This is a genomic window from Methanomassiliicoccales archaeon, from assembly GCA_026394375.1.
Taxonomy (GTDB): Archaea; Thermoplasmatota; Thermoplasmata; order Methanomassiliicoccales; family UBA472; genus JAJRAL01.
This window is the reverse complement of the sequence record JAPKYJ010000024.1, coordinates 39964-62537: the sequence shown is the minus strand read 5'-3', so window position 1 is coordinate 62537 and position 22574 is coordinate 39964. Positions and strand designations below refer to the sequence as shown.

The window sequence follows — 22574 nt, the reverse complement described above, 5'->3', positions numbered from 1 at the left end:
ATGTGGACTATCGCGCCTCTTCCCTACCACCCTTCCACATGTCCTCGGAGATTTCATCGTAGACGGCGGAGCACTCGTCCTTCTTCTGCCGCTCCTCTTCGTGTCGCTGAACCAAGCGCAGGATCTGGTCCTTCTTCAAGATCCAGTAGTGGATGCGCCAAAGCTTCCCCTTCTTCAGATGCACTTCCTCTTGAGTGGTGGTGAGGAACCCCTCCTCCTCGAGCATGTAGAAGACGTCCCGGTCCTCGGAGGTGAGTCGGTTGTCAATGACCTCGTCTGTGTACCCAAAGAAGCTCATCAGGTATTCAGCGAGCTTCTGAATGTCCTCCTCCGACATGCCCTTCTTTCCCAGGGTGTTATGGAGCGCTAGAACGACATCCTCCATGCTGACGACGGTCACCTAGTTCCCCGGCCCGAATCGTCGTCTTAGGTAAATAGTATTTTGCCGTAGTCTGATGCCAGGTCGGCGCTGGGCGGACCTGGCCCAAGCATCGTTCCCCGCTCTACTCCATCTCTCGCGGCCACAACCGCCGGTGCACGTAGAACTCCGCCAGGATGGCGATTGTTAGGAAGACGAGCACCACAATGAACCCAGCCAGCCCGGGCACCCACTGCAGGATCTGCAGCGGAACGAAGACGTCTATGGCTAGGCACAGGAGGTAGTAGTACCGCCGTGCTAGCTCCTCCCGGACCCACTCCGATCTGCGAGGAGGCGGCGGGGCGCCCTGTTCCTGAGGCTGGACGGTTGTCCCCGTCGGCGGCTCCACGACCTTTCTCTTTATGGCCATGCCATCAGCGGAAGTGGCAAGCGGCCATATGGCCGTTGCCCTTGTCGACCAGCGGCGGTTCGACTTTCTCGCATATCGCTTCCCGGTAGCGGCACCGGGTGTGGAACCGGCATCCCGGGGGCGGCTTCGCCGGCGATGGCACATCCCCACTGAGCAGAATCGGGTGCCGCTTCATCGTCGGGTCGGGGATCGGGATCGCGGAAAGCAGCGCCTCCGTGTAGGGATGCAGCGGCTTGGAGAACAGGTCCTGCTTGCTCGCCATCTCCACGACCTTGCCAAGGTACATGACCCCGATGCGGTCGCACATGTAGCGGATGGTGCTCAGGTCGTGCGATATGAATAGATAGGTCAGGTTGAACTCTGATTGCAGATCGTTGAGCATGTTCAGTATCTGAGCCTGCACCGACACGTCCAGCGCCGAGGTGGGCTCGTCCAGCACCACCACGCCCGGGTTGAGCGCCAGGGCCCGGGCCACCCCGATCCTCTGTCTCTGCCCGCCGCTGAACTCGTGTGGATAGCGGTACAGATGGTCGGAGTCGAGGCCGACCCTTTTCAGGAGGGCATCCACCCGCGCCAGCGTTTCGCCGCGCCGCGCCACGCCGTGCACCAGGAGGGGTTCGGCGATGACATCCTTGATGAGCATCCTGGGGTTCAGGGAGGAATAGGGGTCCTGGAACACCACCTGCATCTCCCGGCGAATGGCGCGCATGGCCTCGCCCTTCTTGCGGTTCAGAGCGTACTGGTCTCGGATCTGCTCCAGCCGGTCGATGGTGGGGCGGAGCTTCTTCTTCTCGGTGGGATTCTTGCTTACCAGTTCTACCTCCTCCGCCTCGAGCTTGAGCATCTCCTGCCGGACCTCGACCGGCATCTTGTAGTAGACGTTCCCGTCCGTGGGCGGGGTGAGCTGTAGGAGGCAGCGGCCGGTGGTGGTCTTGCCGCAACCGGACTCTCCGACCAGCCCCAAGGTCTCGCCCTTGTGGAGCGCGATATCGATGCCGTCGATGGCACGTACCGCCCCCACGCTCCTACGGATCAGCCCGGAGCGGATGGGGAAATGCTTCTTCAGCTGCCTGGCCTCGATCAGCACCTGCTGCTGCTCCATCATTTCGCCCCCTCGAACAGATGACAGGCGGCGAAGTGGCCGGGTCGGACCTCGCGCATTATCGGCTTGATGCGCTTGCACGCCTCCATCGCGTATGAACAGCGGGGATGGAAGCGGCATCCTGGAGGGGGCTCCATTAGATTAGGCACCACGCCCTCGATGGTCTCCAGCCGCTCGATATCGACGTTGATTTTGGGAATGAGATGCATCAGGCCCTGAGTGTAGGGGTGCAAGGGATCCTTGAAGATGTCCATAGTGGAGGCGATCTCGGCCATGGTGCCCGCGTACATCACGCCGACCCGGTCGCAGGTCTCCGCCACCACCCCCAAGTTGTGAGTGATGAGCATGATCGAGGTGCCGGTCTCCAACTGGAGGTCCCGCATGAGCTTGAGTATCTGCGCTTGGACGGTGACGTCCAGCGCGGTGGTGGGCTCGTCCGCGATCAGCAGTTTCGGGCGACAGGCTAGGGCCATTGCGATCATGACCCTCTGCTGCATCCCTCCCGACAGCTCGTGAGGATAGGACTTCATCACGTTCCTCGGATCGGGGATGCGCACCAGCCGGAGCATGCGCTCGGCCCGGGCGCCCGCCTCCTCCTTGGCGAAGTGCATGTAGCGACGCAAGATCGGTATTTTGGCCGCGTACCGGAGCCGGCGGGAATCGGGGTTCTTCGCCATCAGCACATAGTACCGGCGGTTGAACTTCAGACGCCACTTCTCAAGGGCCCGCAACGGCTGGCTGCTAAAGCTGCCGGCGCACTGTGGGCAGCAATCGACCTCCTCGGCCATGAGGGCGCCGCAGTTGCTGCACTTGAATTCCCCCTTCACCGTCTTCTCCCGGCTCACCCTATGATGATAGGAATCGATCTCCTTCACCCGCCGATCCATCTCCCTGATGACCGCCTTGGCGAGGTCTGAACGTTCGTGCAGTAGCAGCACCTCGGATATCTGGTCAGCGGCGGTGAAGACCGGGTTGAGAGCGCTCATTGGCTCCTGGAATATCATGGAGATCGACTTCCCCCGTAGCTTCTGAAGGTGGGCGCGGTCGAATTTCAGGATGTCGTTCTCGGACTCCAGGGCCAGGAGCTCCTCCTTTGCTTTCGCCAGATCTTCGGCCGAGCCTCCCGCCTTCTCCAGGTCGGCGATCTTGGCCTTGACGCTGTCCTCCTTCGCCCTCTGTTCCCTGAGCACCTCCACCCGCTTGCGAAGGTAGCTCAGCTCGTGGTCGTCCTCGATCTTCTCCACCTCCAGGGTGGCGATCCTGGTCTCGATCCCCTTTAGGTCCGGAGAGAAGATGATGCTGCCGCTCTCCATTTTACCTGGCGGCTCGGCGATGAGGCGGAGCACGCAGTTGGCGGTGACGGTCTTGCCGCACCCGCTCTCGCCCACCAGGCCGAACGTCTCCCCTTTGGCGATGCTGAAACTGATTCCGTCCAGAGCCTTGACGACACCCGATTTGGTGTAGAAATTCACGTAAAGGTCCCGGATCTCCAGTATCTTCTCTTCGTTCATCAGTGCATCACCTTCTGGTCCTTGGGTCGAGAATGTCCCTCAGGCCATCCCCAAGCAGGGAGAAGCCCATCGTGAATATCAATATGAACAGCCCGGGTATCGCCCAGGTCCACCAGGCGTTGTACTCGGCGCCATTGTAAATTACCATAATCGGAGGCATCCACAGTTGGCCGTCCGAAACCATGCGGCCCCATTCCGCGAAGCCCGAGGGCACGCCGAACCCGATGAAGGACAACCCGGCCATGGTCAGGGCCACCGCTCCCAAGTCTAGGGTCACGTTGACCACCAAGGGCGAGAGGGAGTTAGGGACAATGTGTCGGAACAGGATGCGGCTCGTCCGCGCTCCGATGGAGCGCGCCGCCTCCACGTAGATGCTCTCTCGTATGATGAGCACTTGCCCCCGCATCAGCCTCGCGTAGCCGGGCCACCAGACGATGATGAGGGCGAGCATGATATTGTTGAGGCTCCGGGTAAGCACCGAAGTGATGGCCATGGCAAGGATCAGCGCTGGTAGGGAAAGGAAGACATCGGTTATTCTCATCAAGGCCTCGTCGATCCAGCCGCCGTAGAAGCCTGCGACGGCCCCAATCGCCAACCCGATGATCGCCGACGTGAGCACCACGAACAGCGATGCTACTAGAGTAGTACGCGCCCCCCAGATGACGCCGTAGAACATGTCGAGGCCGTTGGTGCCGGTCCCGAATACGTGCCCCTCAGCTCCGGGGGGGATGGGGTTGGCAAACCTCCAGTCGCGGGGGATCTCGAGCGGGTCGGTGAAGGGCGTGGGCGGCGCCAAAACGGGGGCGAGCAGGGCCACGGCGACCATGAACACGACCATGAAGAGACCGGCCATTGCGGTATAGTTGGTCCGGATCAGGTCCCAGGACTTGCGCGCCTCCCTCAACCTGGGCCTCAGCTCCGCCATCAGCGAGTCGGCGAAGCTCTTCTGGCTCTGTATAGGTACTCCCGCCATCTAGATTACTCCAATCGGACCCTCGGGTCCAGGTACGCGTAAAGGACGTCTACAATTAGGTTGACGATCACGTAGATGATGGCCGTGAGCAGCACGAATCCCATGATGGAAGCGATGTCCTGCCCCATGACAGCCTGAGCCGACCACCTGCCCAATCCGTTCCATCTGAAAATGCTCTCGGTGAGGACCGCTCCCCCTAGCATTCCTCCGAACACCAACCCGATCACGGTCGTAGTGGGAATGAGCGCGTTCTTCCTGGCATGCCGCCGGATCACGGCCGACTCCGGCACGCCCTTCGCCCTAGCCGTCCTCACGAAATCCAGGCCAAGCACCTCGAGCATGCTGTTCCTCATCATTCTTGTAATGATCGCGATTGACGCGAATGCCAGCGCTATCGCCGGCAGGACCATGTGCCATACCGCGTTCGAGAACAGCCCGTAATTGCCGACCAGGAGCGAGTCTATCAGCACGAAACCGGTCATGCGAGGTACCCCTCCGGCCTCGAATATGTATGTGTTGCTGACCCTTCCGCCGTCCGGGAACCATCCGAGGTTGAAACTGAACACGTAAAGCAGGAGGAGTCCGAGAACGAATATCGGGAGCGAAACGCCGATAAGGGAAACCACCCTCGTCACGTGATCGAACGGCTTGTTCCTCTTGACGGCCGCGGTGGTGCCCAGCGCGATCCCGACGACGATCGCGATGACCATGCTCACCGCCGCGAGTTCAAATGTTGCCGCAAATTTCTCCCCGATCGCCTTGGTGACCGGCTCATCCGCAGAAGTGGACCATCCCCAGTCACCCTGGAACAGGCCATTGAGCCAGTAAAAATATTGGTTTATCGCCGACTGGTCGAAGTGGTATTTCGCGTAGACCTGTTGTATCTGGCTCTCTGACATCTTCGGGTTGATGTAGGCGGCGCCGGGATCGCCAGTGAATCTTGTCAACGCGAAAACGATGATCGAAACACCAATCAGCACCGGAATGAGTAGGAAAAGCCTTCTGATCACAAACTGGTACATCCTCATTTACAGATCCCCCTTCCGAAGAGCCCACTCCTATCGCGCTTCGATAATGCAGGGCAATTTCTTGAACGCGATGCCGCTAGATAAACCATAGCCAAACCCTGCCTGACTTACTGTTTCTGAACACGGCGCCGCTATTTAAACAATGTGCGTTCAGCGGGCGCGCCACACGGAAGAATCGTTGCCGCGAGCGGCTCCGCCCTGCATACGTTGAGCCGGGCTCTCGAAGCCGAAACCGACATCACAGTGGCTCGGGCTTTGCCTCGCCTTTCCACGCAGGCGTCGAGCGGCCACTGAATGCACGGCGTAGTCCGCTTTCAGTGGTCAGTGCCAGTCCGCCGGAAATGGTCTGTGATCCGAGGAACGCTAAAGGAACGGAATAATCGGCTAGAATTAGGCTTTCGCATCGGTTGGAATCGGCGGAACCCGGACGGATGGGTTGAGCAAGCGAGAGGCAAGAAAAAAATGAGATATGAGGGCCAGAAGCCCTCTCAAATTGATAGCGTTTGGTCCCTGGCGATAAGCTCAGCGAGAATCGAGATCTCGAACTGACTATCTGTCGGAATCTTCGTGCCCTTCAACATCGCCGCCGCTTTCACGAGGTCGAACTCGTACGCGGGGACGTCGTCGAAGTAGCCAAACATGCCCTTCGGCACCACACCGTTCGGTTGGATTGCCATGCCCTTCATCACCTGGTCGTTGTAGGTGTCGAAGTCGAACGCATACGCGAACGCCTTCCTGACGGTCAGGTCGCGGAAGAAGTCAGCCGGGATGTTGTTCAGCTCCTTGTTGAGTCCAGTTGTGTTGATGTTCTGGTTCAGACCCAAGAAGTTCACGTTGAACGTCGAACTGTTAATCAGTTCTATATTAGTGTGGCTGTACAGTGTCTCCTGGATCGCCCTTGGGATGATCGCCGCGTCCAATGTGCCCGCGATCAGGCCACTGGCCCTCGCGTTGTCGGTCGGTACCTGCAGGACCAGAACGTTCTTGATCTTAGCAGGCGCGCGCCAGTATCCGTCCCAGCGGTCCATGGCCACGTGATCGTTCGATATGAACTCCAAGAACTTGTAGGCACCAGTGCCGATCGGGTTGGTGTTGACCCAGTCGAACGCGTCTTCCGAGAAGGGCAGGTCCGACGAGTGCGCCTTCGTGTTGTTCAGCGAAAGGACAGAGGCCGAGTTGAACGCCAGCCTGGAGACAAACGCCGGGTCGTTGACCGTCAGGTTGATCATGATGGTGTGGTCGTCCATGACCCACATGGCGTTGTCGAAGATCGACTGGTCGCTGATTCCGCCTGTCATAGTGCCGCTGCTGTCGAAGATCGCTGAGCCGTAGTCGTAGTAGTCCGGAATCATCACTTCACCGAGGATCCAAGCCGGCCCGGCACCGTCGTTCAGGCGCAGCTCCCTTTCGAAGCTGAACTTCACGTCCTGCGCGATGAGGTCGCTGCCGTCGTGGAACTTCACGCCGTCCCGGATGTGGAACGTGTAGTGCAGGCCGTCTGCGCTGATGCCCCCATTCGCCACCGTTGGTATTTCAGTGGCGAGCATTGGGATGAACTCCGAAGCGTGGGACCCGTTGTAGAACACCAGGGTCTCGAACACGTTCTGGAGTACCTCGCCGCCCGCCGTCTCGTAGTCCTGAGCCGGGTCGAGGTAGTCGGGGTTGCCTGCGATCGTACCAAAGGTGAAGGTGTCGATCGGGTTAGCGGGTATGCTAGAGGTCTTGTTGAGCAGGTAGTAGTACAGGTTGGAGTACATTGGGTTGAACTCAAAGCCGGTGATCCACTTGTTGCCCGCGTACAGGTTCGCACCCTGAGCCATCCAGACGTACAGGCATTCCTTCTGCACCGCCAGGGCTATCTCGTGCAGCTGGTTTGAACGCACCGTCTCGTTGAGTTCGGTCGCGCTCTGCCTCACCATGGAGTCCAGGAATGGGCTCGAGTAGCCAAGGCTGCGCAGGTACGTACCCTGGGAGAGTAAGAACGGCACAGTGTAGTCGTTCGGGTCCGCGTAGTCAGGCGCCCATCCTAGGAAGAAGAGCGGCATGGCGCCTGACCTCTGCAACGCTAGGTATTGGGACCATTCAAGGCCGGTGACCGTGATGTGGATCTTCCCGGGGTTGAGGCTCTCTAGGTTCGTCTTCATCAGTTGACATCCGGTCTGTCTTGCAGTGTTGCCACTGTTGTAATAGATTTCCAAGCTGAAGCCCCTGTCCAACCAGTTGTTGGGCTTCTTTTCGGTGGTACTCGACTGGGTAAGCATCACTGCTGCTGCGGCGGCGATGAGGATTATCACGATAACGGCGGCGATAATCATCGTCCTTCCGCTGCGGGCAGGCTTAGCACCAGCGTTTGAACTGCCTTCCATTTGCTTTCCTCCTTTCTTCTCCCACACTCAAACGGTAGGGAAAACTGGTCCAGAATAGAGGTTTGTTGCTATATATAACTTATCGGCACCCAGATGGTTAGCCAGCAGGTCAAAGGTCAATTGCCTAGCCACTCCTTTGACGAACCTCTGGTTCCTCATGTGGTGTTCGGCCTTTGGGGGCGGACGTCCTGCGATGATCCAACGGGGTGCTCAAGTACGAAGGTTCTAGAGCAGGCGGTTCTAGCTGGTAGAAGATACGTCACGATATCGGTCACCACCCCTCCTCCAATGAATCGGTCGTAAGGACGATCGTCCGCGACCTAGTCAAGAGGCGCGTCGCGGCTTGCGCGAACCGATTCCGCGTCCGTTCGCTCCACCGCTGGAAGCAAGATATCGAACAGACCGATGAGGTCAGCGTCCTGTCAAAAACATGGTCCTCCGATTCCTTCCGAGTGACGAATGCTATGGCCAGCATGTATCCGGGTGGAGCGCCTTGCATCGTGAGACATGGTATCTCGAGGGATTTCGCCCATTTCCGGACTGGATCAGGGCATCCACAGAACGACATGCGTAGGGTTTCTATCGAAGATGATCTTCCGGGCCCACTTGAGCTTGCGCCTCTTCCTTTCCAGGTCCTTGCCCTCCGCCCTGCGTGGGTTCTCGAAATCGAACCCCAGGAGGTTCACCCTCCGCGCCCCGAAATGACGAGCGAGCTCCACCGCTCGGTCGCCGTCCGTGAACCCACCATAATTCTTCCGTCCACCAAAAGGGGTCGATTGCGTCGTACCGACGATCGGCCCTCGGAAACGCGGTACGATCTCCTTCACCCTCGCTGTGTTATCTCCATGAGCGAGGATCACGGCCACCGCCCCCGCTCCATTGGCCATGAGCTGAGGTTCCACCTCGCCATCAAGATCGGTGACGATGATGTCCGGCCAGAGGCGACGGTGCATCAGAGTGCTCGTAGCCCCATCAGCCGAGATTAGCGTGCCGCGAGGTGAGAGCGCGTCCAGGTCGGAATCGAGGTTCGGACCGTCGCCGCATACCGTCGCCTCCCAGCCAACGATCCTCTCCAGGCAGATGTCGTCGCACTCCTCCTTTCCGGCTAAGAGGGAGTCGAGAATGGCGGCCGATTCCTCATCCTTCTGGCGAGAGAGACCGAACTCCCGCACGATTTCCAGATAAATGGGCTCCCATTCCGTGAATTGCACTCCAACCACCTAGTTGGAGGACTCCACGCCCTCCGGCGATTCGCTCTCCGCCAAGGCTTGAGGGGATTGCGCCCGCATGGCGAAGTTCAGCAGGCCCCCGAATGTCGCCAGTAGGAAACCGGTCACGATCTCCAGGACGATGAATGCCTCGTTGTAGTGACGGTAGTTCAGGAAGTACATGGTGGCGTCGATCGCACCTTGGCTGATGAACCCTATGGCAAACACCGAGAGAGTGACAACGATGAATGTCCAGTGCACCTTGCCAGTGAGGAAATATTGGTTGACGAACTTGCCGGTGGTATAGGAGAAAACGGCGAATATGCCGAGCCATAGCATCGCGCCCAGGAAGAGCAACACCTGAAGCGTCAGGTCGTTGGACTGTGCGCTCCGCGCCGCATCCAGACCGTAGGTGATCCCTCCGATGAGGAGGATGACGGACAACACCGCAAAGGGGATCATCTGCGAGCCTGAACGGATGGCCCGCCCCGTGCGCAGGAAGCCTTGCTCCATCTTCTCGCCCACCTTGTAGGCGTAGAAGATGAGATACAGGCCAAGCACTATGGCGATGGCCCCCAGCCCCATTTCCGATATCAAACCGAAAGCGGGAGTGGCCATGTACTGGAAGAACTTGGGGAAGACCGCGAACATGCCCAGGACCGTCAGCACCAGACCAATGGGCGGGAGCACCCGCTTGCGCACCTTGTCGTCCTGGAACATCTTCAGGAGGATGTAGTAGGTGCCTTCCACGGTCGGCGCCTGTTTCACGAAGACCCGCTTGACCGAGTCGACCTTGACCCGGGAGGCGACCATGGGGAAGATGTATTCGTCCTCGGCCCCGTCGCTGACCAGCACCACTCGGTCGGGCTTGATCATCTCGAGCACGTTCTCCAGCTGAGTGGCGAGCACCAAATCCGATTCGTAGCCGACCTTGACATCGCCGCAGATGGTCGCAATCTCGGCGTCGATGCCCTTCTTGACCATCTCCTCGTAGATGCTGATGGCCGCCAGGATGGTGTTCACGTCCGAGTCCTCGGGGTCCTTGAGACCCAGCCCCAGGGCTGCGTCCAGGTTCTCCTGCCTGCCCACGAACGGGCTGTTGAGACCGGCTTTGGACCCGAAATCGTCGTCCCGATCAACGCTGAGGACCAGTATCTTCATCCGCTTCTCTATCCAGTATTGCCATATTTTAATCTTTTTGTTACCAAAGATGTCCCCGGCCCCATCCAGGTCGTCTCGGTGCAGGCCCTTTATCCCCCTTTCCCATAGGAAACACATCCTATGAAGACGCAAGCCAGCGACCAAGCCTCCAGATCTGTTCCAGGAGCATGGAAGCCATCCTCAATCCGGACCATCCGGGCGAAAAAGATTATTATCATGTACGGGGGTTCTTGATAGATTGGATGGAGAGAAAACCGGGATTCAAGGAGTGCCCTCGATGCGGACTGAGGAACAAACCCTCGGTTGCCCAGTGCGATTTCTGCGGCTGGGAGTTCCAGGGCGCCTCCGATGAATGGTCCTCCCATGTGAAAGTACTGGAGACGCTCAACCGAGAGACCGATTCCATAGTCCTGGGCGACGAGCTCTCCAAGAAGATCGAGTCTACCATCGTTCACGCCAGTCGGGAAGTGGTGGCGGCCCAGCGCACCGAGCCTCGAGGATTGGCGAATACCGACTCGCCAGTGAGCGAGGAAGAGCTTCAGTCAGCGGGTAAGAAATGGACGGCGGACCACATGACCCCGGTGGACATGCCTTCGGCGGAGATGCGCGAGGTCAAGGCCTTCGTAGACACCATGATCGGCCAGCCGGTCTCTGAGCCACCCGCCCCCTCACTGATGGCCGAGAAGCAGGTGGTCGAGGCCCCGGTCAGTCCGATCGGGGAGCTTCGCTCGGAGCTACCTGTGGCCAAGGCGAGCAGATTCGGCAAGAGCATGAGGCTGCCAGTGGGGATCATGGCTGCGGGCGTAGTGGTGTATTTGGTCGCCTTGGAGCTCTATTCCATCACCGCCTTGGATACGTCTGTGGGATGGGGAGTGGCCATCGCCAGTGCCTTCACCATCACCCTGGGGGCGGGCTTCGCTTACGAAGCTCGGGAAATAGGGAGGGGTCCGATCGAACCGGTCATCGGCACGGTCGAAAGTGCCCCCAACGAGGTGGTCATCTGTCCCAAATGTAACGAACTGGTGAGCGAGAGAGCGGACTCCTGTCCCAACTGCGGGGCCAGGTTCCACGACATGGACTGAGGTAGGAGTAGGTGCAATGAAGATCATCTGGCATGGCCATTCCTGTTTCGAGGTCTCCGACAAGGTCACGGTGGTCATCGACCCCCATGACGGAAAATCCCTGGGCATCAAGACACCCTCGGTCAGGGCGGACGTATTGTTGATCAGCCACGATCATTTCGATCACAACTGCTCCCGCATCGTGAAAGGCGATTTTGTCACTATGAGGGAGCCGGGAAAGAAGGAGCTGAAAGGGATCAAGGTGCTGGGACTGTCGGCCTACCACGACGACGCGGAGGGGACGAAACGAGGCAAGGTCACCCTATTCAGATTCGACATCGGAGGCATACGTTTCTGCCACTGCGGCGATCTTGGGCAAGACCTAGGTGATCAGCAGGTGCAGGCGTTGGGGAAGGTGGACGTGCTTTTCGTTCCGGTGGGCGGGGTCTTCACCTTGGATGGGGAAGGGGCGCAAAGGCTCGTGGACCGGCTCCAACCGAAGGTGGTGGTCCCCATGCACTTCCGCATCGGAGGGCTTTCGCTCTCGATTCAGACGGTGGATGGGTTCCTGGCTGGCGTTCCTGAGAATAGAGTGAGGCGGGTGGGCAACGAGGTCGATCTTGAGAAGGAGGACCTGCCGGAGGACACGGAGTATTGGGTCTTCTCGCCGTGAGCGCCAATATCAGCAACAAAGGGTTCTATTGAGGGCTTCTAGATGAGGTAGAGAGCATCCTCGACCCGGCCGAGCTCGATGGGGGTGCTCTTGTTGCCTACCACCCCCCCTTTGGAGTTGGCGATCATGCAGGCCCCGATCAGGGGCGCTCCATAGTTGAGCGTGCCGATGGCGGCCGGGACCTTGAAGACGCTTCGAACGAGTTCCATCTCGGCCGGCGTGCTCGCTGGGTGGCACAACGCTCCTTTGTCAGTGACGATACAGGCCGAACCGACCGTCTTGTGCTCGGCGATCGTTCCCTGATGCAGCTCGACCTGGAGCGTGTCCTCGATAGCCTTGAGGGTCTTGCGTCCCAGATCGGGGTTGGCCAGCGCCCCATGGTCATTGACCAGGATGTTGTTGCCCGAAGCGTTGATCTTGTCCGCGATGCGGTACACCGGGAAGAATCGGGAGAGATGCTCCACCTCGGCATTGGTGGCCATGTTCGTGACCACCGCTCCGTAGGAGTTCAGAGAGAGAAGCGAACCGATGAGGTTAGTGCTGCCTACGGTGACGCGCTCCACCTTCACTTGCAGAACTTCGGTGATATCCCTGATCAATGAATCGGGGGCGTCACGCGGAACGAAAGCGTACTCGTTGTTTGCCGCACAATGAACCCCGACGTAGGGATTACCGAGGTAATGGGAAAGGCGCAACATTCGCTATGCCATCACTCTTCGGGCAGGGAGACCTCGACCAGTCCGTCCTCGAACTTGACCGCTTTCACCCTGACCTTCGCCGGCGGCTTCTGTATGCCCCTGGCCCAGACCAACTCGTTGAGCTTCTGGTCAATCCAAACGTCCTCAGGCTTCGCCTTCATATGCTTGGCCACATGCACGCGGATCTCGTTCACCGCCTTCCTCGATTTCTTGGAGCGGGGTGAGGCCTTGGCCGTCAGCAAGGGAATGATCATGATCTGCTCTTCTTCGGCCATGCGCATCACTCCTTCAGCTTGTTGCGCCGCCAGGTCCTCCGCTTTGGATGGCGGAGGAAGGTGCGGTTGGTACGCATCATGACCCAGGCAGGAACTCTGCGGTTCTGCTTGACCTTTCGAAGTAGGCGCGATTTCATCGCCGGGGGTTTGTTCCTAGTCATAACTGTCACTTCCTCTCTATGCTGATCTCTCTCTTCTGGGGTGCTACCTTGCGCAGGATGGTCTTAAGCATGGCATCGTCCACCTGCTGACTGATCCTTCCCGCCTGCACGAGCGCAATGAGCTGGTCCTCCACCGAGCGAGCAATCTCTGGATAGGCCATCTTCAGGGTGGCCAACCGGTCCCTTGCCTCGTTGGTGAGTATCTGACGCATGATCGCCTGCTTCTGCTGGTCGACCTGGCGTTGCTGCTCCGCGGCCATCATCTGCTGCTCCTGTTGATGTTGCAGTTGGGCCATCTTGCGGCGCCGCAGTCCCTCCAGCTCGTTGTCTTCCATTTCGCTCCCCTCATTTCTTCTGTGAATCCGTGATCTCCTTGGCCAGCGCGTCCAGCATCTTCTGCCCTTTGGGCGTTATGACGCGGCCCTTGTTCTTGTTCTTCGCCACCAGACCGCTTGCCTCCAGCTGCATGATGCACTTGCGAGCGATGTTGCGCGAGCCCTTGACCGCCTTGTTCGGTCTCGAACCGCGATCAGCGAAGCCGCCGTATTCCTCGGCCAAACGGGAGCTTCCGATGGGCCCCATGATGTACACCTTGCGCAGAATCGAGGCTGCGCGCGTGTGCCACCAGTCTCGTTGTGCCGGTGCCTTTTCAGTATGCCTTCCCGTGCGTGCGAACTCCGCCCATTCAGGCGGCTTGATCGTGTCGATCTCCCGCAGCTTTATCGCTGTCTTCTCGATCAGCTTATCCGCGGGGACGTCGTAGACTGTGACCATTCTGACCTACCTCTGATTGAGTGTAACTCGTCTCAATCGTCGGACAACTCAGGCCGCCTAACTAGGTCCCATTATAAAAGTGTTTTCCTGGTAGGGAGCTTGATCGGGAGCTGCTGGTGCGTGCGGCGTGCGAGAACCGGCCTCATCTGTGTGTTCCTAGGGGTCTGCCGCCCTCGACCGAGATGTGAGCGATCCTATTCGTTCCTGCAACGATGCATCGACACCAGGAAGGCCATTATCGCCATGGCCGCGATGGTCATCAATGCGTGAGGGGTAGGTCGCGGGAGCAGTCTTGAAGTATGCCTTCCGTCGTTCCTTGACCCGTGAAGACGATCATCGCCATGACCGGCTCCTCAGGCTCGATCTATGGGATCAGATTGCTCAGGACATTGACCGGAGAGAAGGTGCTCATCGTCTCGGACACTGGTAAGCGGATCCTTGAGTACGAGACGCACCTGAGAATGGAGGAGGTCGTGGCCTTGGCGGACCGGACCTATGAGGACTCCGACCTCTTTGCCGCCCCCGCATCGGGCAGCTACTTGTTCGACTCAATGGTCATCATCCCCTGTTCGGAGAGCACCTTGGCCAAGATCGCGAACGGGATCGCTGACACCTTGATCACCAGGACGGCGGCCGTGGCTCTCAAGGAAGGGCGGAGGTTCATCCTCGTGCCTCGCGAGACACCAGTAAGCGCGATAATGTTGGAGAACGAACTGAAGCTCGCTCGTCTGGGCGTCGCCATACTGCCAGCATCTCCGGGCTTCTATCCTCGCCCAGAGAGCGTGGAGGACATGGTCGATTTCGTGGTGGGCAAGGTGCTGGACCGGCTCGGTGTCGGGCATGAGCTTTTCAAGCGCTGGGAATGAACGAAGAGGGATGGAAGGCGTTCCCCCATTGGTCCACGGATCATAGAGCTTATTCTTTCTTCTTGCCCTCGGCCTTCTCCTTCGCCTTGGCGGACATCTTCTCCTCGCGGCCTACGCGCTGCAGCCGACCGGGCGCCCACCAGTTCCACTTGCCCAGCAACGAGACTATGGCTGGCACCAGGTAGATGCGGACGACGGTCGCGTCCACCAGAATAGCGAACATGAGGGCGAAGCCGAACTCTTGTAGCAGCGAACCCTGAGAGAGCATCAACGTGCCGAAAGCTCCGGCCATGATCAGGCCGCAGGCGGTGATGACCCCACCGGTGTGCTCCATGGCATGGACGATGGCGTCATTGGTCTCCCTGCCCTTGGACGCCTCTTCCCGTATGCGGGTGGTGATGAAGATGTCGTAGTCCATGCCGATGCCCAGGCATATGACCAGGAGGATCATGGGTATCATCCAAAGAACCGGTACCCCTTGGCCGTACTGGAACACCACCATGGTGGCGGCGATGGTCCAGGAAAGGCTCAGCAATATGGTGATGATGGACCTCAGGGGACTGATCATCGATCCCAGGACGATCATGAGCACGAGGTATATGCCCACGACCACCACCACCCCGATGAGGTTGAAGTCGCCCTGCACCATGTTCGAGATGTCGTACATGGAGGCGGTCGCACCTCCCACGTAGGTTGCTAGGATGCGCGAATCCTGCCTGTCCAGGTTGGCCGCGATGACCCTGATCTGGTTGATGGAGTCGATGGACTCCTTGGCAAATGGCTCGGCCTTGAAGACCACGGTCATGAGCACGGCGTGAGTGTCGTTCTTGCCCACCATGCCCCGCATGATCCCCTTGAACACCTCTTGCTGCTGCAGCGGATAGTGGCTCAGGTTCCACCATTGGAAGCTCGGATCTCCCAATGGACGGGTAGGGCTGAGAACGCTCTGCACGTTCGTCAGGTTGCCAAGTTGCATGGTGACGTTGTCGATGGAGCGCATCTCGGCGACCGAGAAGTTGTTGCTCACCACCACTGGATAGGTCATGTTCAGGGCCACCTGAGTGGGGGTGGTCTTGCCTGCTCCAAAGCCGTGACTCAGGACCTCCAGGCCCTGCTTGCTCTCCGTGTCGGGCATGGCGCTTATGAAATCGTAGGAGGTGTCCAACGTCAGCACCATGTAGGTGGTGGGGATGGAGACGAGCACCGCTGCCACTACGAGGATTTTAGCGTGCTTGATGGAGGCCTTGGCGGCCCTAACGAAGTAGCCATCCTTCAAGGACCTCTTTATCTTGGGGATGAGCTTCGAAGGCCAGAATATCCTGTCGCCCAGGAGCATGAGGACCGAAGGAAGAAGGGTCAATGAGGCCAACAGCGCGACGGTAATCCCGAACGCCAGCCCGATCCCCATGGACTTGAGCATGGAGAAGCGGCCGATGGCGAGGACGCCGAATCCGATTATCACGGTTGCGCCGGAAGTGGCGATGGACTCGCCCGCCCAGGTGACTGAGGTTCGGACGGCATCCTCCTTGTTCAGGCCCCTCAACCTTTCCTCACGGTAGCGCGAGAGGATGAAAATGCAGTAGTCGCACCCTGCCCCCATCATCGAGGTGATGAGCAGCATGAGCACGCTGTAGTGCACCGACATCAGGTAGGAGAGGAAGAAGATCGCCGCGTAGCTCATGCCTAGTGCCACTCCGATGACCATGGGAGGAATGGAGGAGGCGACAAAGGAACGGAAGAAGACCCCGATCAAGACCAGGACCAATAGAATGGTGAAGGGGTCGACGCGGCCTACGTCCTCGTTGGTCGCGTTCTGGATATCCACGCCGAGGGGATCGTTGCCGGTGACATACACCCTTATTCCGACCTTTCCAGCGGTGGCCTGTTTCACGATATCTCGAACGATCGGCACCGCCTTGGCCCCGGCGGTTGAGTCCTTGAAAAGCAGGGGGATGAGCATGGTGGTGTTCTGCGGGGTGTTCACGAAGCCGCTGACCACGGCCTCGATGGGAGGGATGGGGAACTCGGGTATGGTGTAGTTCTCCACCAAAGATCTGGCCATGTCATTCCAGAACTTCTGTGGCATGTTGGTGGGATACTGCCCTACCTCGGCCACCAACCAGGCTTTGGCGCCGGTCTGAGAGACGATCAGCCCGGTCACGAACTGGCTGATGGCCTCCGGATTCCTGAAACTCTGCCAGCCCAGCTGTTGATAGATGGCCAGGACGAGCTGCCCTTGCGCGCCGCCGATGGCGGTGGCGAAGTCTTGGACCGAGAGACCGACCATGAGCCGAAAGTCGGCCTCATTCGGCGCTTGAGCGGTGGTGTTGTTCCAACGGCCGTGGAAGATGTCGAAGTAGAGATGCACCAACTGTCTCTCCTGCGCGGTCACGTTGGGAAGGAGGATGTCGATGGCCACGGAGAACAATGCCTTGTCCACCTGGTTGATGAAGTGATAGTCAGCGAAATCGCCAAGGTCGAAGCTGAACCGGACCAGGGTGAGGAAGATGCGCATCTCTTCGTCGAAGAAAGGCATCTGGACGAAGCCGTTGAACGCCTGGCTGATCGAATGGCCCGCTCTGATGTCCGGATTGGTCGTGGCTATGCTCGCGTTCCAGGCCTCGGTATAGTTGCCGAACCATGTCTGCGCGATCGTCCTTTCCGTGGCGTTCATCCTTGCATATATCGGCTGCAACGCCAGCACTGTCTGGTCATAGGCCAAGGAATCGACCACATGCGGAGGCAGGGGCGCGCTCGCGTTGATCTGCTTCCAGATGCTTAGGTGGATCGATGGGATCCCATAGAGCACGAAGGCCGTCACATTGGTCTCGTTGAACAGCGTCCTGTATTCCAGGGGCAGCTCGAAGAGCATGAAGGCGGTGAGATTGGTGGTGTTCCAGGCGATGTGATATCCTTGGTTCATGGCCCCGAGCAAGGGCGCGGTGAGCGTGGCCGTCACGTTGTAGATGGAGGAAGCGATGGCTGTCGCTCCGATTTGGGACTTGATCTGAGAAGCGGTCCGATTGAGGATATCCAGGGTCGCTTTCTTGGTGGCGTTGTCGAATACGTTCGGGCTGGTGATGACGATGATGGTAGAAGCGGACTCGACCCCGCTGGTGAAATGCTTGTTGATGAAAGCCGTGGCTTCGGAGGAAGGCAGATCCGCCGGGGCCATGTCCGTCTCCTCGTACTGCACCGCATCGAAGGCCTTCGGGGCGAAATAGGCCGCCGGAAGCAACAGGATGATCCATATTGCTATGATCAGTTTGTAACGCTTGATGACCGTGTTCGCTATCTTCTTGAAGACCATGCCGGACCAACCTTCGAATCGATCACCGCCGATCGCGCAGGGGATGCATTCGCGACCGATTCCCGCCGCGTCTCCTCGGACCGATTTGGGCAAATACTAGCGGATTGGAATAAAAAACCTTGGCCATTGATTTCTGATTAGGGACACTTCACTCGATGTAGATCGCAGGGCGTCTGGGCTGCGCTCCCCTGGCCTTGCGCTGCGGGTCCGGAGCCTCAGGATCGTCCGCTCTGTGAACGAGAATGTCACAGCCAATTTCCGCCGCCAGGAATGGGGCCGCCTCCATGAGATAGCGTACCTCGTCGAAGAGAACGCTCAGCCTTTCCAGCTCTGCCGAAGAACGCTTCATGAGGTCCTCGGCCTTTCGGCGGGCGAAGTCTGCCGCCTCCTTGCCCCGCTTCTTGATCTCCTCGTCGCTCATGACCGCCTTCGTGAGATTGGGCACGTTGAGATGCTTCCCTCTGGCCATGTCAAGCGCTTTGAGGCATACCCTTGATTTCCATTCTGGGGAGGTGTAGAGGTGCACGATCTTTGGCTTGATGCCCGTGACCTTGAGGATCTCGTTGATGTCATCTAAGACCGAACGAAGGAACTCCTCCGCCTCCTCCGCCTGGCGATCCACTTCACCTAGACGAACTCGTGGAAATTCCTCCGCAGAGACCAGTCCTTTCGATCCGATTCTCGACCACAGCTCCTCCGCCAGGTGTGGGGTTATCGGGGTCATGCAGCGCACCCATATGTCCAGGACGCGTTTTGCGACCTCGCCGTTGCAGCCCCCCCGCCGGGAATACCAGCGCACGTCGTTGAACATCTCGAAATAGATGGTATTGGCCAGGGTGCGCAGGTCGTAGTCCTTCATGCAGTCGTGGATTTCCACGATGCGAGTGTTAGCCCGGGAGAGCAACCAGCGATCGGCATCCGTGAGCTCCTCCAGGCACTCAAGGCGATCCAGTTCGGCGACCGTGGACATGATCCGGTCGATCCGCCCCTTGTAGTTCTCGACCGCCTCCTCCTCCCATTCCACATCCGCGAAGGGAGAGGCGATGTGCGTGTAGTAGAAGCGCATGGAGTCCACGCCGAAGCGCTCGGCCGCACCAGGTATCGGTTGAGCTCCGCCCTTGGACTTGGATATCTTCCCCCCCTTTCCAACGATGTACCAATGGACCAGTATCCCCTGGGGCCAATGCCTCTTGTCCATGATCGCTACATGATTCATGAGGAAGGCGGGGAAATGCACCGTCATGTGCTCCTTGCCACCCAGATTGATGTCCAGCGGGTACCAGTACTCCACTTCTGCCCGCATGGCCTCCAGAGTGGTGCTGGCGATGCCGCTTCGCTCTGCCACCTCCTCCCTCAGCCCCCTTCCCAGATAGACATGGTCCAAGACCTCTTCCGTCAGCTGTTCCGCTTGCACCTCGCCCCTGGAAACGAAATGGGATATCAGGTAGAATGCAGGGTATAGCGTGGAATCGGAAATGGCCTCGATGATCCACTTCTCGTCGAATGGGAAATGTGTGCCGAGCCAGTTGCCCTGTCTCACGCAGGCTCTCTCCCGGAACCAATCCAACACCCCGCCGATGTTCTGAGAGTATTCTTGGGGCATGATGTGCATGTTCTTGGCCTGCTCCTTGCTCTCCAAGGTAAGCAGGGGATTGGCATAGTCGATGAACCATTGGTCAGGGACTTTACGGATGACGACCTTGCCCCCGCAACGGCATATGACCTCCTCCGAAAGGTCGTAGAACAGGGCCGCTTCGCCAGCCGAGAGCATCATCGCACGGATCTTCTCCTTGGCCGTCTCCACGGGCATGCCCGCGAACTCCTGGCAATTGGAATTCATCTTCCCGGTGTGGAAGCCAGCCTTGTATATCTCCTTCTTCGCCTCCAGGAGCTGAAGGTCCCCCGACCTCTTGATGCCCATCCTCTCCACGATCTCCACGGCCGGCAGGGGCTCCCATCCTTTGGTCTCGATGATGGCGATGGGAACGATTGCCCGAACCTCAGAAGGGTCGAGTCCGAACTTGGCCATGGTTTCTGGGTCGTCCTGGATGTTCTTGAGAGCGATCCAATCGTCCGGTGCGTCGGAGGGCACGCTCGTCACCAGTCCCGTCCCCACGTTGGGGTCGCAGAAGGAAGCAGGAAGCACCATGATCTCGCGGTGGATGACCGGCGCGATGCATTTCATCCCGACCAGATCACGGCCATTGACTGTGCCCACTTGTTCTAGATCGTCCATCTGATAGCGAAGCTTGTCCAGCGCCGGTTGGCTGATGACCCAGGTATCGTCCCCTTTCCTCACTTTGGCGTAATAGACGTCCGGATTGATCCAGAAGTTGGTCTGTCCGTAGACCGTCTCCGGACGCAGGGTGGCCGCCATGAGGTACATGTCGCCGCATCTGAACTTGAGCAGGGTGTATTCCTGCGTCTCGGCATTGCCTCCACGTTGAAGGTCGGTCTCGGAAGCATCGATAGCCACCGGTCCGCAGGACACGCAGGCTGGCGCAAAATACGGTTTCTGGATGAGAAGTCCTTTCTCCATCAACTTGCGGAACTGCCATTGGATGAACTTGCCATATTCTGGATAGATGGTAGAGGTGAAGCGACGCCAATCGGCCAGGAATCCAAAGCGACGCCAGTAGTCGTTCACGTAGACCTCGTTGAAGAACTTGACCACCTTGATGGGGTCCTGCAGTTCCTCCAGTCTGTCCTCGGGGCAGCCGTTGTAAAGGAGGTACTCGATGGTTTGCCGGTCGTTGTTGCGCACGCGCTTGGCCAGACTTATGGCGCCGTTGCCTGTGGCATGAGTGCCAACCGGGAAGAGCACGTTGAATCCGGTCATTCGCTTGTATCGGGCGATTGAATCCACATAGGTGTATCCCCGCATGTGGCCGACGTGCAAATAGCCGGTCACGCCTGGATAGGCGAAGATGATCATGAACTTGGGGCGACCGTCTGGGTTCGACTCGTTGAGTTTGGCGGAATACCATTGCTCCTGCCATTTTGCCTCGATGTGAGACCAGTCGTCAGCCATCAGATTACCTTTCCCCGGTTATGAGGGTGGCTGATAAATAGGGTTTCGGTGGTCGTTTTTCATCCCGTGACGTGATTTTGGTGATTGTGCCGGGAGGCTAATGTTCGGCTCAGTATGACTTCGTATGACAATGACGCAAATATTTATATATTCGGGTAAGACATTCATATGACAGTCTGCGCTGCGGACACTGGTGAGAACAATGGACGGAGAGAGAATAACCCTTCGGCTAGAGCCGGAAGACCTCGAGCTTCTGGACAGCTTCATAGAGAAGCGTCCGGAATTCGCTTCGAGATCGCAGCTCGCCCGAATGGCGATCCGCGCGTTCATTGAAGGGGCACAAGTATCATCGGTGTCAGAGGAGATGGGCAACCGTGTGACGGTGGAGCTGCCAAGGGCTGCGCTCTTCGTCGTCCAAGCGATGGTGCGAGAAGGCGTCTACAACTCCGTCGGTGGGGCGATCGAGGAGACGGTCCGGAAGGAGTTCCTCAAGCCGGAGTACCTGGAAGAGATGAAGAAGAGGGTGCTCGAGGCGCGGGACGCGGTCAAGATGCTCCCCTAGAGCGGCAAGGACGAAAGTTGGGCTGTCTGGCAGGTTGCTGGGCAGAAGGGATGGGGTGCACGGTTTCAACGAACCGTTAGGTCACCTGTTCCTGAAAGATAGACCGGGAGGCCTGGGGACATGGACAAGAGCGCAAGAACTGAGCAGATCGTGACGATGCTCAGCAAGGGCATGATCGAGCCCAAGATTACGGTAGTTGGGTGCGGTGGTGCCGGGAACAACGTGGTGCAAAGGATATACGAGGACTGCAGGACCAGAGTGGAGACCGTCGCTGTCAATACCGACGAGAAGAAGCTGGATAGTATCGAAGCGAGCAAGAAGGTATTGATAGGAAAGGACATCACTCAAGGCTTGGGCGCTTGCGGCTTCCCCGAGGTGGGGGAGTACTGCGCCGAGAGGGCGAGGGACGCCTTCAAGCAGGTCCTGGATGGCAGTGACATCGTCATCATAGTGGCAGGGATGGGCGGCGGCACCGGGACCGGGGCAGCGCCAATCATCGCCGAGGTGTCCAAGGAGCTTGATGCGGTGACGTTCGCGATCGCCATCAACCCGTTCTCATACGAGACCGAGAGGTTGAAGAAGGCGAGCGAGGGCATTCGCAGGCTGCGTGAGGTCACCGAGACCACGGTGGTGCTTGACAACGATCGTCTGCTGCAGTTCGCGGGAGACAGTCCGATCTCGGAGGCCTTTGCGGTGATGGAGCGTTCCATCATCAAGATCATTGACTCGCTTTGCCTGCAGATTGGTGAGTCGTTCATCAGTCAGATCACCCCGGAGATCGAGGAGATGGTGCAGAAGATCGACGAGGAGGATATGTGCGGACTATCGCCGCTCGCCACCCCCGAAGCAGAGCTCATCCACGCCTCCATCGGTGAGATGGATGACAAGGACGTGGGTGGAGGGTTGGGCGATCCGTTGATGCTGCGCTAGAGAGAAACACCTGCCTTTCAGACCTCCGCGGGCCCATTCCGGCCCGCGCACCCTACCTTTTCTGATCTGAACGACGTCGGACAGAGACAGCTTTCG

The 22574-nt window shown here is 58.6% G+C and carries 22 protein-coding genes; 6 read left to right on the top strand and 16 right to left on the bottom strand.

From position 1 onward, the window contains the following. Positions 1 to 7: 7 nt before the first annotated feature. From NT137_06640 to NT137_06600, 9 genes are all read right to left on the bottom strand, one after another. Entirely contained in the window at positions 8 to 400 is a 393-nt protein-coding gene (locus NT137_06640; protein MCX6653012.1) for a hypothetical protein, read from the bottom strand. A 103-nt stretch (positions 401 to 503) separates the two neighbouring features. After that, positions 504 to 788: a hypothetical protein gene (locus NT137_06635; protein ID MCX6653011.1), complete on the bottom strand. Its 285-nt coding sequence runs from the start codon at positions 786 to 788 to the stop codon at positions 504 to 506. Between the two features lie 4 nt (positions 789 to 792). Beyond that, positions 793 to 1893, bottom strand: coding sequence for an ABC transporter ATP-binding protein (locus NT137_06630; protein ID MCX6653010.1), 1101 nt, complete (start codon positions 1891 to 1893; stop codon positions 793 to 795). Next, complete coding sequence (locus tag NT137_06625; protein MCX6653009.1) at positions 1890 to 3401, bottom strand: ATP-binding cassette domain-containing protein; 1512 nt, start codon at positions 3399 to 3401, stop codon at positions 1890 to 1892. Before NT137_06625 ends, NT137_06630 begins: the two co-directional genes overlap by 4 nt. Before the next feature lie 7 nt (positions 3402 to 3408). Continuing rightward, entirely contained in the window at positions 3409 to 4374 is a 966-nt protein-coding gene (locus NT137_06620; GenBank protein MCX6653008.1) for an ABC transporter permease, read from the bottom strand. A gap of 5 nt (positions 4375 to 4379) precedes the next feature. Then, positions 4380 to 5396, bottom strand: coding sequence for an ABC transporter permease (locus tag NT137_06615; GenBank protein MCX6653007.1), 1017 nt, complete (start codon positions 5394 to 5396; stop codon positions 4380 to 4382). Between the two features lie 494 nt (positions 5397 to 5890). Next, positions 5891 to 7768: an ABC transporter substrate-binding protein gene (locus tag NT137_06610; protein MCX6653006.1), complete on the bottom strand. Its 1878-nt coding sequence runs from the start codon at positions 7766 to 7768 to the stop codon at positions 5891 to 5893. Positions 7769 to 8313: 545 nt separating this feature from the next. Continuing rightward, the gene (locus NT137_06605; GenBank protein ID MCX6653005.1) at positions 8314 to 8979 is read right to left on the bottom strand and encodes a DUF115 domain-containing protein; all 666 of its coding nucleotides are present in this window, start codon (positions 8977 to 8979) and stop codon (positions 8314 to 8316) included. A gap of 9 nt (positions 8980 to 8988) precedes the next feature. Continuing rightward, a complete protein-coding gene (locus tag NT137_06600) occupies positions 8989 to 10137 on the bottom strand; it encodes a DUF373 family protein (GenBank protein ID MCX6653004.1) in 1149 nt (382 codons plus the stop codon). Between the two features lie 242 nt (positions 10138 to 10379). Here NT137_06600 and NT137_06595 point away from each other — a divergent pair, with 242 nt between their 5' ends. Both NT137_06595 and NT137_06590 read left to right on the top strand, forming a co-directional pair. Beyond that, positions 10380 to 11219: a zinc ribbon domain-containing protein gene (locus tag NT137_06595; GenBank protein ID MCX6653003.1), complete on the top strand. Its 840-nt coding sequence runs from the start codon at positions 10380 to 10382 to the stop codon at positions 11217 to 11219. A 16-nt stretch (positions 11220 to 11235) separates the two neighbouring features. Continuing rightward, positions 11236 to 11871, top strand: coding sequence for an MBL fold metallo-hydrolase (locus tag NT137_06590; GenBank protein MCX6653002.1), 636 nt, complete (start codon positions 11236 to 11238; stop codon positions 11869 to 11871). A 38-nt stretch (positions 11872 to 11909) separates the two neighbouring features. On the opposite strand, the gene NT137_06585 is transcribed toward NT137_06590, so the two are convergent. From NT137_06585 to NT137_06565, 5 genes are read right to left on the bottom strand one after another with little or no spacing between them, the layout of a single operon-like run. Further along, positions 11910 to 12569, bottom strand: a complete 660-nt coding sequence (locus NT137_06585) for a translation initiation factor IF-6 (GenBank protein MCX6653001.1) — start codon at positions 12567 to 12569, stop codon at positions 11910 to 11912. An 11-nt stretch (positions 12570 to 12580) separates the two neighbouring features. Continuing rightward, positions 12581 to 12844 carry a 50S ribosomal protein L31e gene (locus NT137_06580; protein ID MCX6653000.1) on the bottom strand — a complete coding sequence of 88 codons (264 nt, stop codon included), beginning with the start codon at positions 12842 to 12844 and terminating at the stop codon, positions 12581 to 12583. 5 nt (positions 12845 to 12849) lie between these two features. Further along, positions 12850 to 13005, bottom strand: a complete 156-nt coding sequence (locus tag NT137_06575) for a 50S ribosomal protein L39e (GenBank protein MCX6652999.1) — start codon at positions 13003 to 13005, stop codon at positions 12850 to 12852. 5 nt (positions 13006 to 13010) lie between these two features. Beyond that, positions 13011 to 13340 carry a DNA-binding protein gene (locus tag NT137_06570; protein MCX6652998.1) on the bottom strand — a complete coding sequence of 110 codons (330 nt, stop codon included), beginning with the start codon at positions 13338 to 13340 and terminating at the stop codon, positions 13011 to 13013. Between the two features lie 10 nt (positions 13341 to 13350). Next, on the bottom strand, positions 13351 to 13779 hold the full coding sequence (locus tag NT137_06565) for a 30S ribosomal protein S19e (GenBank protein ID MCX6652997.1): 429 nt from the start codon (positions 13777 to 13779) through the stop codon (positions 13351 to 13353). Between the two features lie 120 nt (positions 13780 to 13899). On the opposite strand from NT137_06565, the gene NT137_06560 reads away from it, so the two are divergent. Both NT137_06560 and NT137_06555 read left to right on the top strand, forming a co-directional pair. After that, positions 13900 to 14049 carry a hypothetical protein gene (locus tag NT137_06560; protein MCX6652996.1) on the top strand — a complete coding sequence of 50 codons (150 nt, stop codon included), beginning with the start codon at positions 13900 to 13902 and terminating at the stop codon, positions 14047 to 14049. Between the two features lie 53 nt (positions 14050 to 14102). Continuing rightward, positions 14103 to 14645: a UbiX family flavin prenyltransferase gene (locus tag NT137_06555; protein ID MCX6652995.1), complete on the top strand. Its 543-nt coding sequence runs from the start codon at positions 14103 to 14105 to the stop codon at positions 14643 to 14645. A 49-nt stretch (positions 14646 to 14694) separates the two neighbouring features. Here the strand turns inward: NT137_06555 and NT137_06550 are convergent, their stop codons facing one another. Both NT137_06550 and leuS read right to left on the bottom strand, forming a co-directional pair. Then, complete coding sequence (locus NT137_06550) at positions 14695 to 17955, bottom strand: MMPL family transporter (protein MCX6652994.1); 3261 nt, start codon at positions 17953 to 17955, stop codon at positions 14695 to 14697. A 148-nt stretch (positions 17956 to 18103) separates the two neighbouring features. After that, entirely contained in the window at positions 18104 to 20986 is a 2883-nt protein-coding gene (leuS, locus tag NT137_06545) for a leucine--tRNA ligase (GenBank protein ID MCX6652993.1), read from the bottom strand. A 202-nt stretch (positions 20987 to 21188) separates the two neighbouring features. On the opposite strand from leuS, the gene NT137_06540 reads away from it, so the two are divergent. Both NT137_06540 and NT137_06535 read left to right on the top strand, forming a co-directional pair. After that, the gene (locus NT137_06540) at positions 21189 to 21548 is read left to right on the top strand and encodes a ribbon-helix-helix domain-containing protein (GenBank protein ID MCX6652992.1); all 360 of its coding nucleotides are present in this window, start codon (positions 21189 to 21191) and stop codon (positions 21546 to 21548) included. A gap of 120 nt (positions 21549 to 21668) precedes the next feature. Beyond that, complete coding sequence (locus NT137_06535) at positions 21669 to 22478, top strand: hypothetical protein (GenBank protein ID MCX6652991.1); 810 nt, start codon at positions 21669 to 21671, stop codon at positions 22476 to 22478. The last annotated feature ends 96 nt before the right edge of the window (positions 22479 to 22574 follow it).

What these genes read in the sequence shown, in the direction of transcription:
- NT137_06635 (MCX6653011.1), bottom strand. Translation starts at nt 788, where the DNA reads ATGGCCATAAAGAGAAAGGTCGTGGAGCCGCCGACGGGGACAACCGTC.
- NT137_06630 (MCX6653010.1), bottom strand. Translation starts at nt 1,893, where the DNA reads ATGATGGAGCAGCAGCAGGTGCTGATCGAGGCCAGGCAGCTGAAGAAG.
- NT137_06625 (MCX6653009.1), bottom strand. Translation starts at nt 3,401, where the DNA reads ATGAACGAAGAGAAGATACTGGAGATCCGGGACCTTTACGTGAATTTC.
- NT137_06620 (MCX6653008.1), bottom strand. Translation starts at nt 4,374, where the DNA reads ATGGCGGGAGTACCTATACAGAGCCAGAAGAGCTTCGCCGACTCGCTG.
- NT137_06615 (MCX6653007.1), bottom strand. Translation starts at nt 5,396, where the DNA reads ATGTACCAGTTTGTGATCAGAAGGCTTTTCCTACTCATTCCGGTGCTG.
- NT137_06610 (MCX6653006.1), bottom strand. Translation starts at nt 7,768, where the DNA reads ATGGAAGGCAGTTCAAACGCTGGTGCTAAGCCTGCCCGCAGCGGAAGG.
- NT137_06600 (MCX6653004.1), bottom strand. Translation starts at nt 10,137, where the DNA reads ATGAAGATACTGGTCCTCAGCGTTGATCGGGACGACGATTTCGGGTCC.
- NT137_06595 (MCX6653003.1), top strand. Translation starts at nt 10,380, where the DNA reads ATGGAGAGAAAACCGGGATTCAAGGAGTGCCCTCGATGCGGACTGAGG.
- NT137_06590 (MCX6653002.1), top strand. Translation starts at nt 11,236, where the DNA reads ATGAAGATCATCTGGCATGGCCATTCCTGTTTCGAGGTCTCCGACAAG.
- NT137_06585 (MCX6653001.1), bottom strand. Translation starts at nt 12,569, where the DNA reads ATGTTGCGCCTTTCCCATTACCTCGGTAATCCCTACGTCGGGGTTCAT.
- NT137_06580 (MCX6653000.1), bottom strand. Translation starts at nt 12,844, where the DNA reads ATGGCCGAAGAAGAGCAGATCATGATCATTCCCTTGCTGACGGCCAAG.
- NT137_06575 (MCX6652999.1), bottom strand. Translation starts at nt 13,005, where the DNA reads ATGACTAGGAACAAACCCCCGGCGATGAAATCGCGCCTACTTCGAAAG.
- NT137_06570 (MCX6652998.1), bottom strand. Translation starts at nt 13,340, where the DNA reads ATGGAAGACAACGAGCTGGAGGGACTGCGGCGCCGCAAGATGGCCCAA.
- NT137_06565 (MCX6652997.1), bottom strand. Translation starts at nt 13,779, where the DNA reads ATGGTCACAGTCTACGACGTCCCCGCGGATAAGCTGATCGAGAAGACA.
- NT137_06550 (MCX6652994.1), bottom strand. Translation starts at nt 17,955, where the DNA reads ATGGTCTTCAAGAAGATAGCGAACACGGTCATCAAGCGTTACAAACTG.
- leuS (MCX6652993.1), bottom strand. Translation starts at nt 20,986, where the DNA reads ATGGCTGACGACTGGTCTCACATCGAGGCAAAATGGCAGGAGCAATGG.
- NT137_06540 (MCX6652992.1), top strand. Translation starts at nt 21,189, where the DNA reads ATGGACGGAGAGAGAATAACCCTTCGGCTAGAGCCGGAAGACCTCGAG.
- NT137_06535 (MCX6652991.1), top strand. Translation starts at nt 21,669, where the DNA reads ATGGACAAGAGCGCAAGAACTGAGCAGATCGTGACGATGCTCAGCAAG.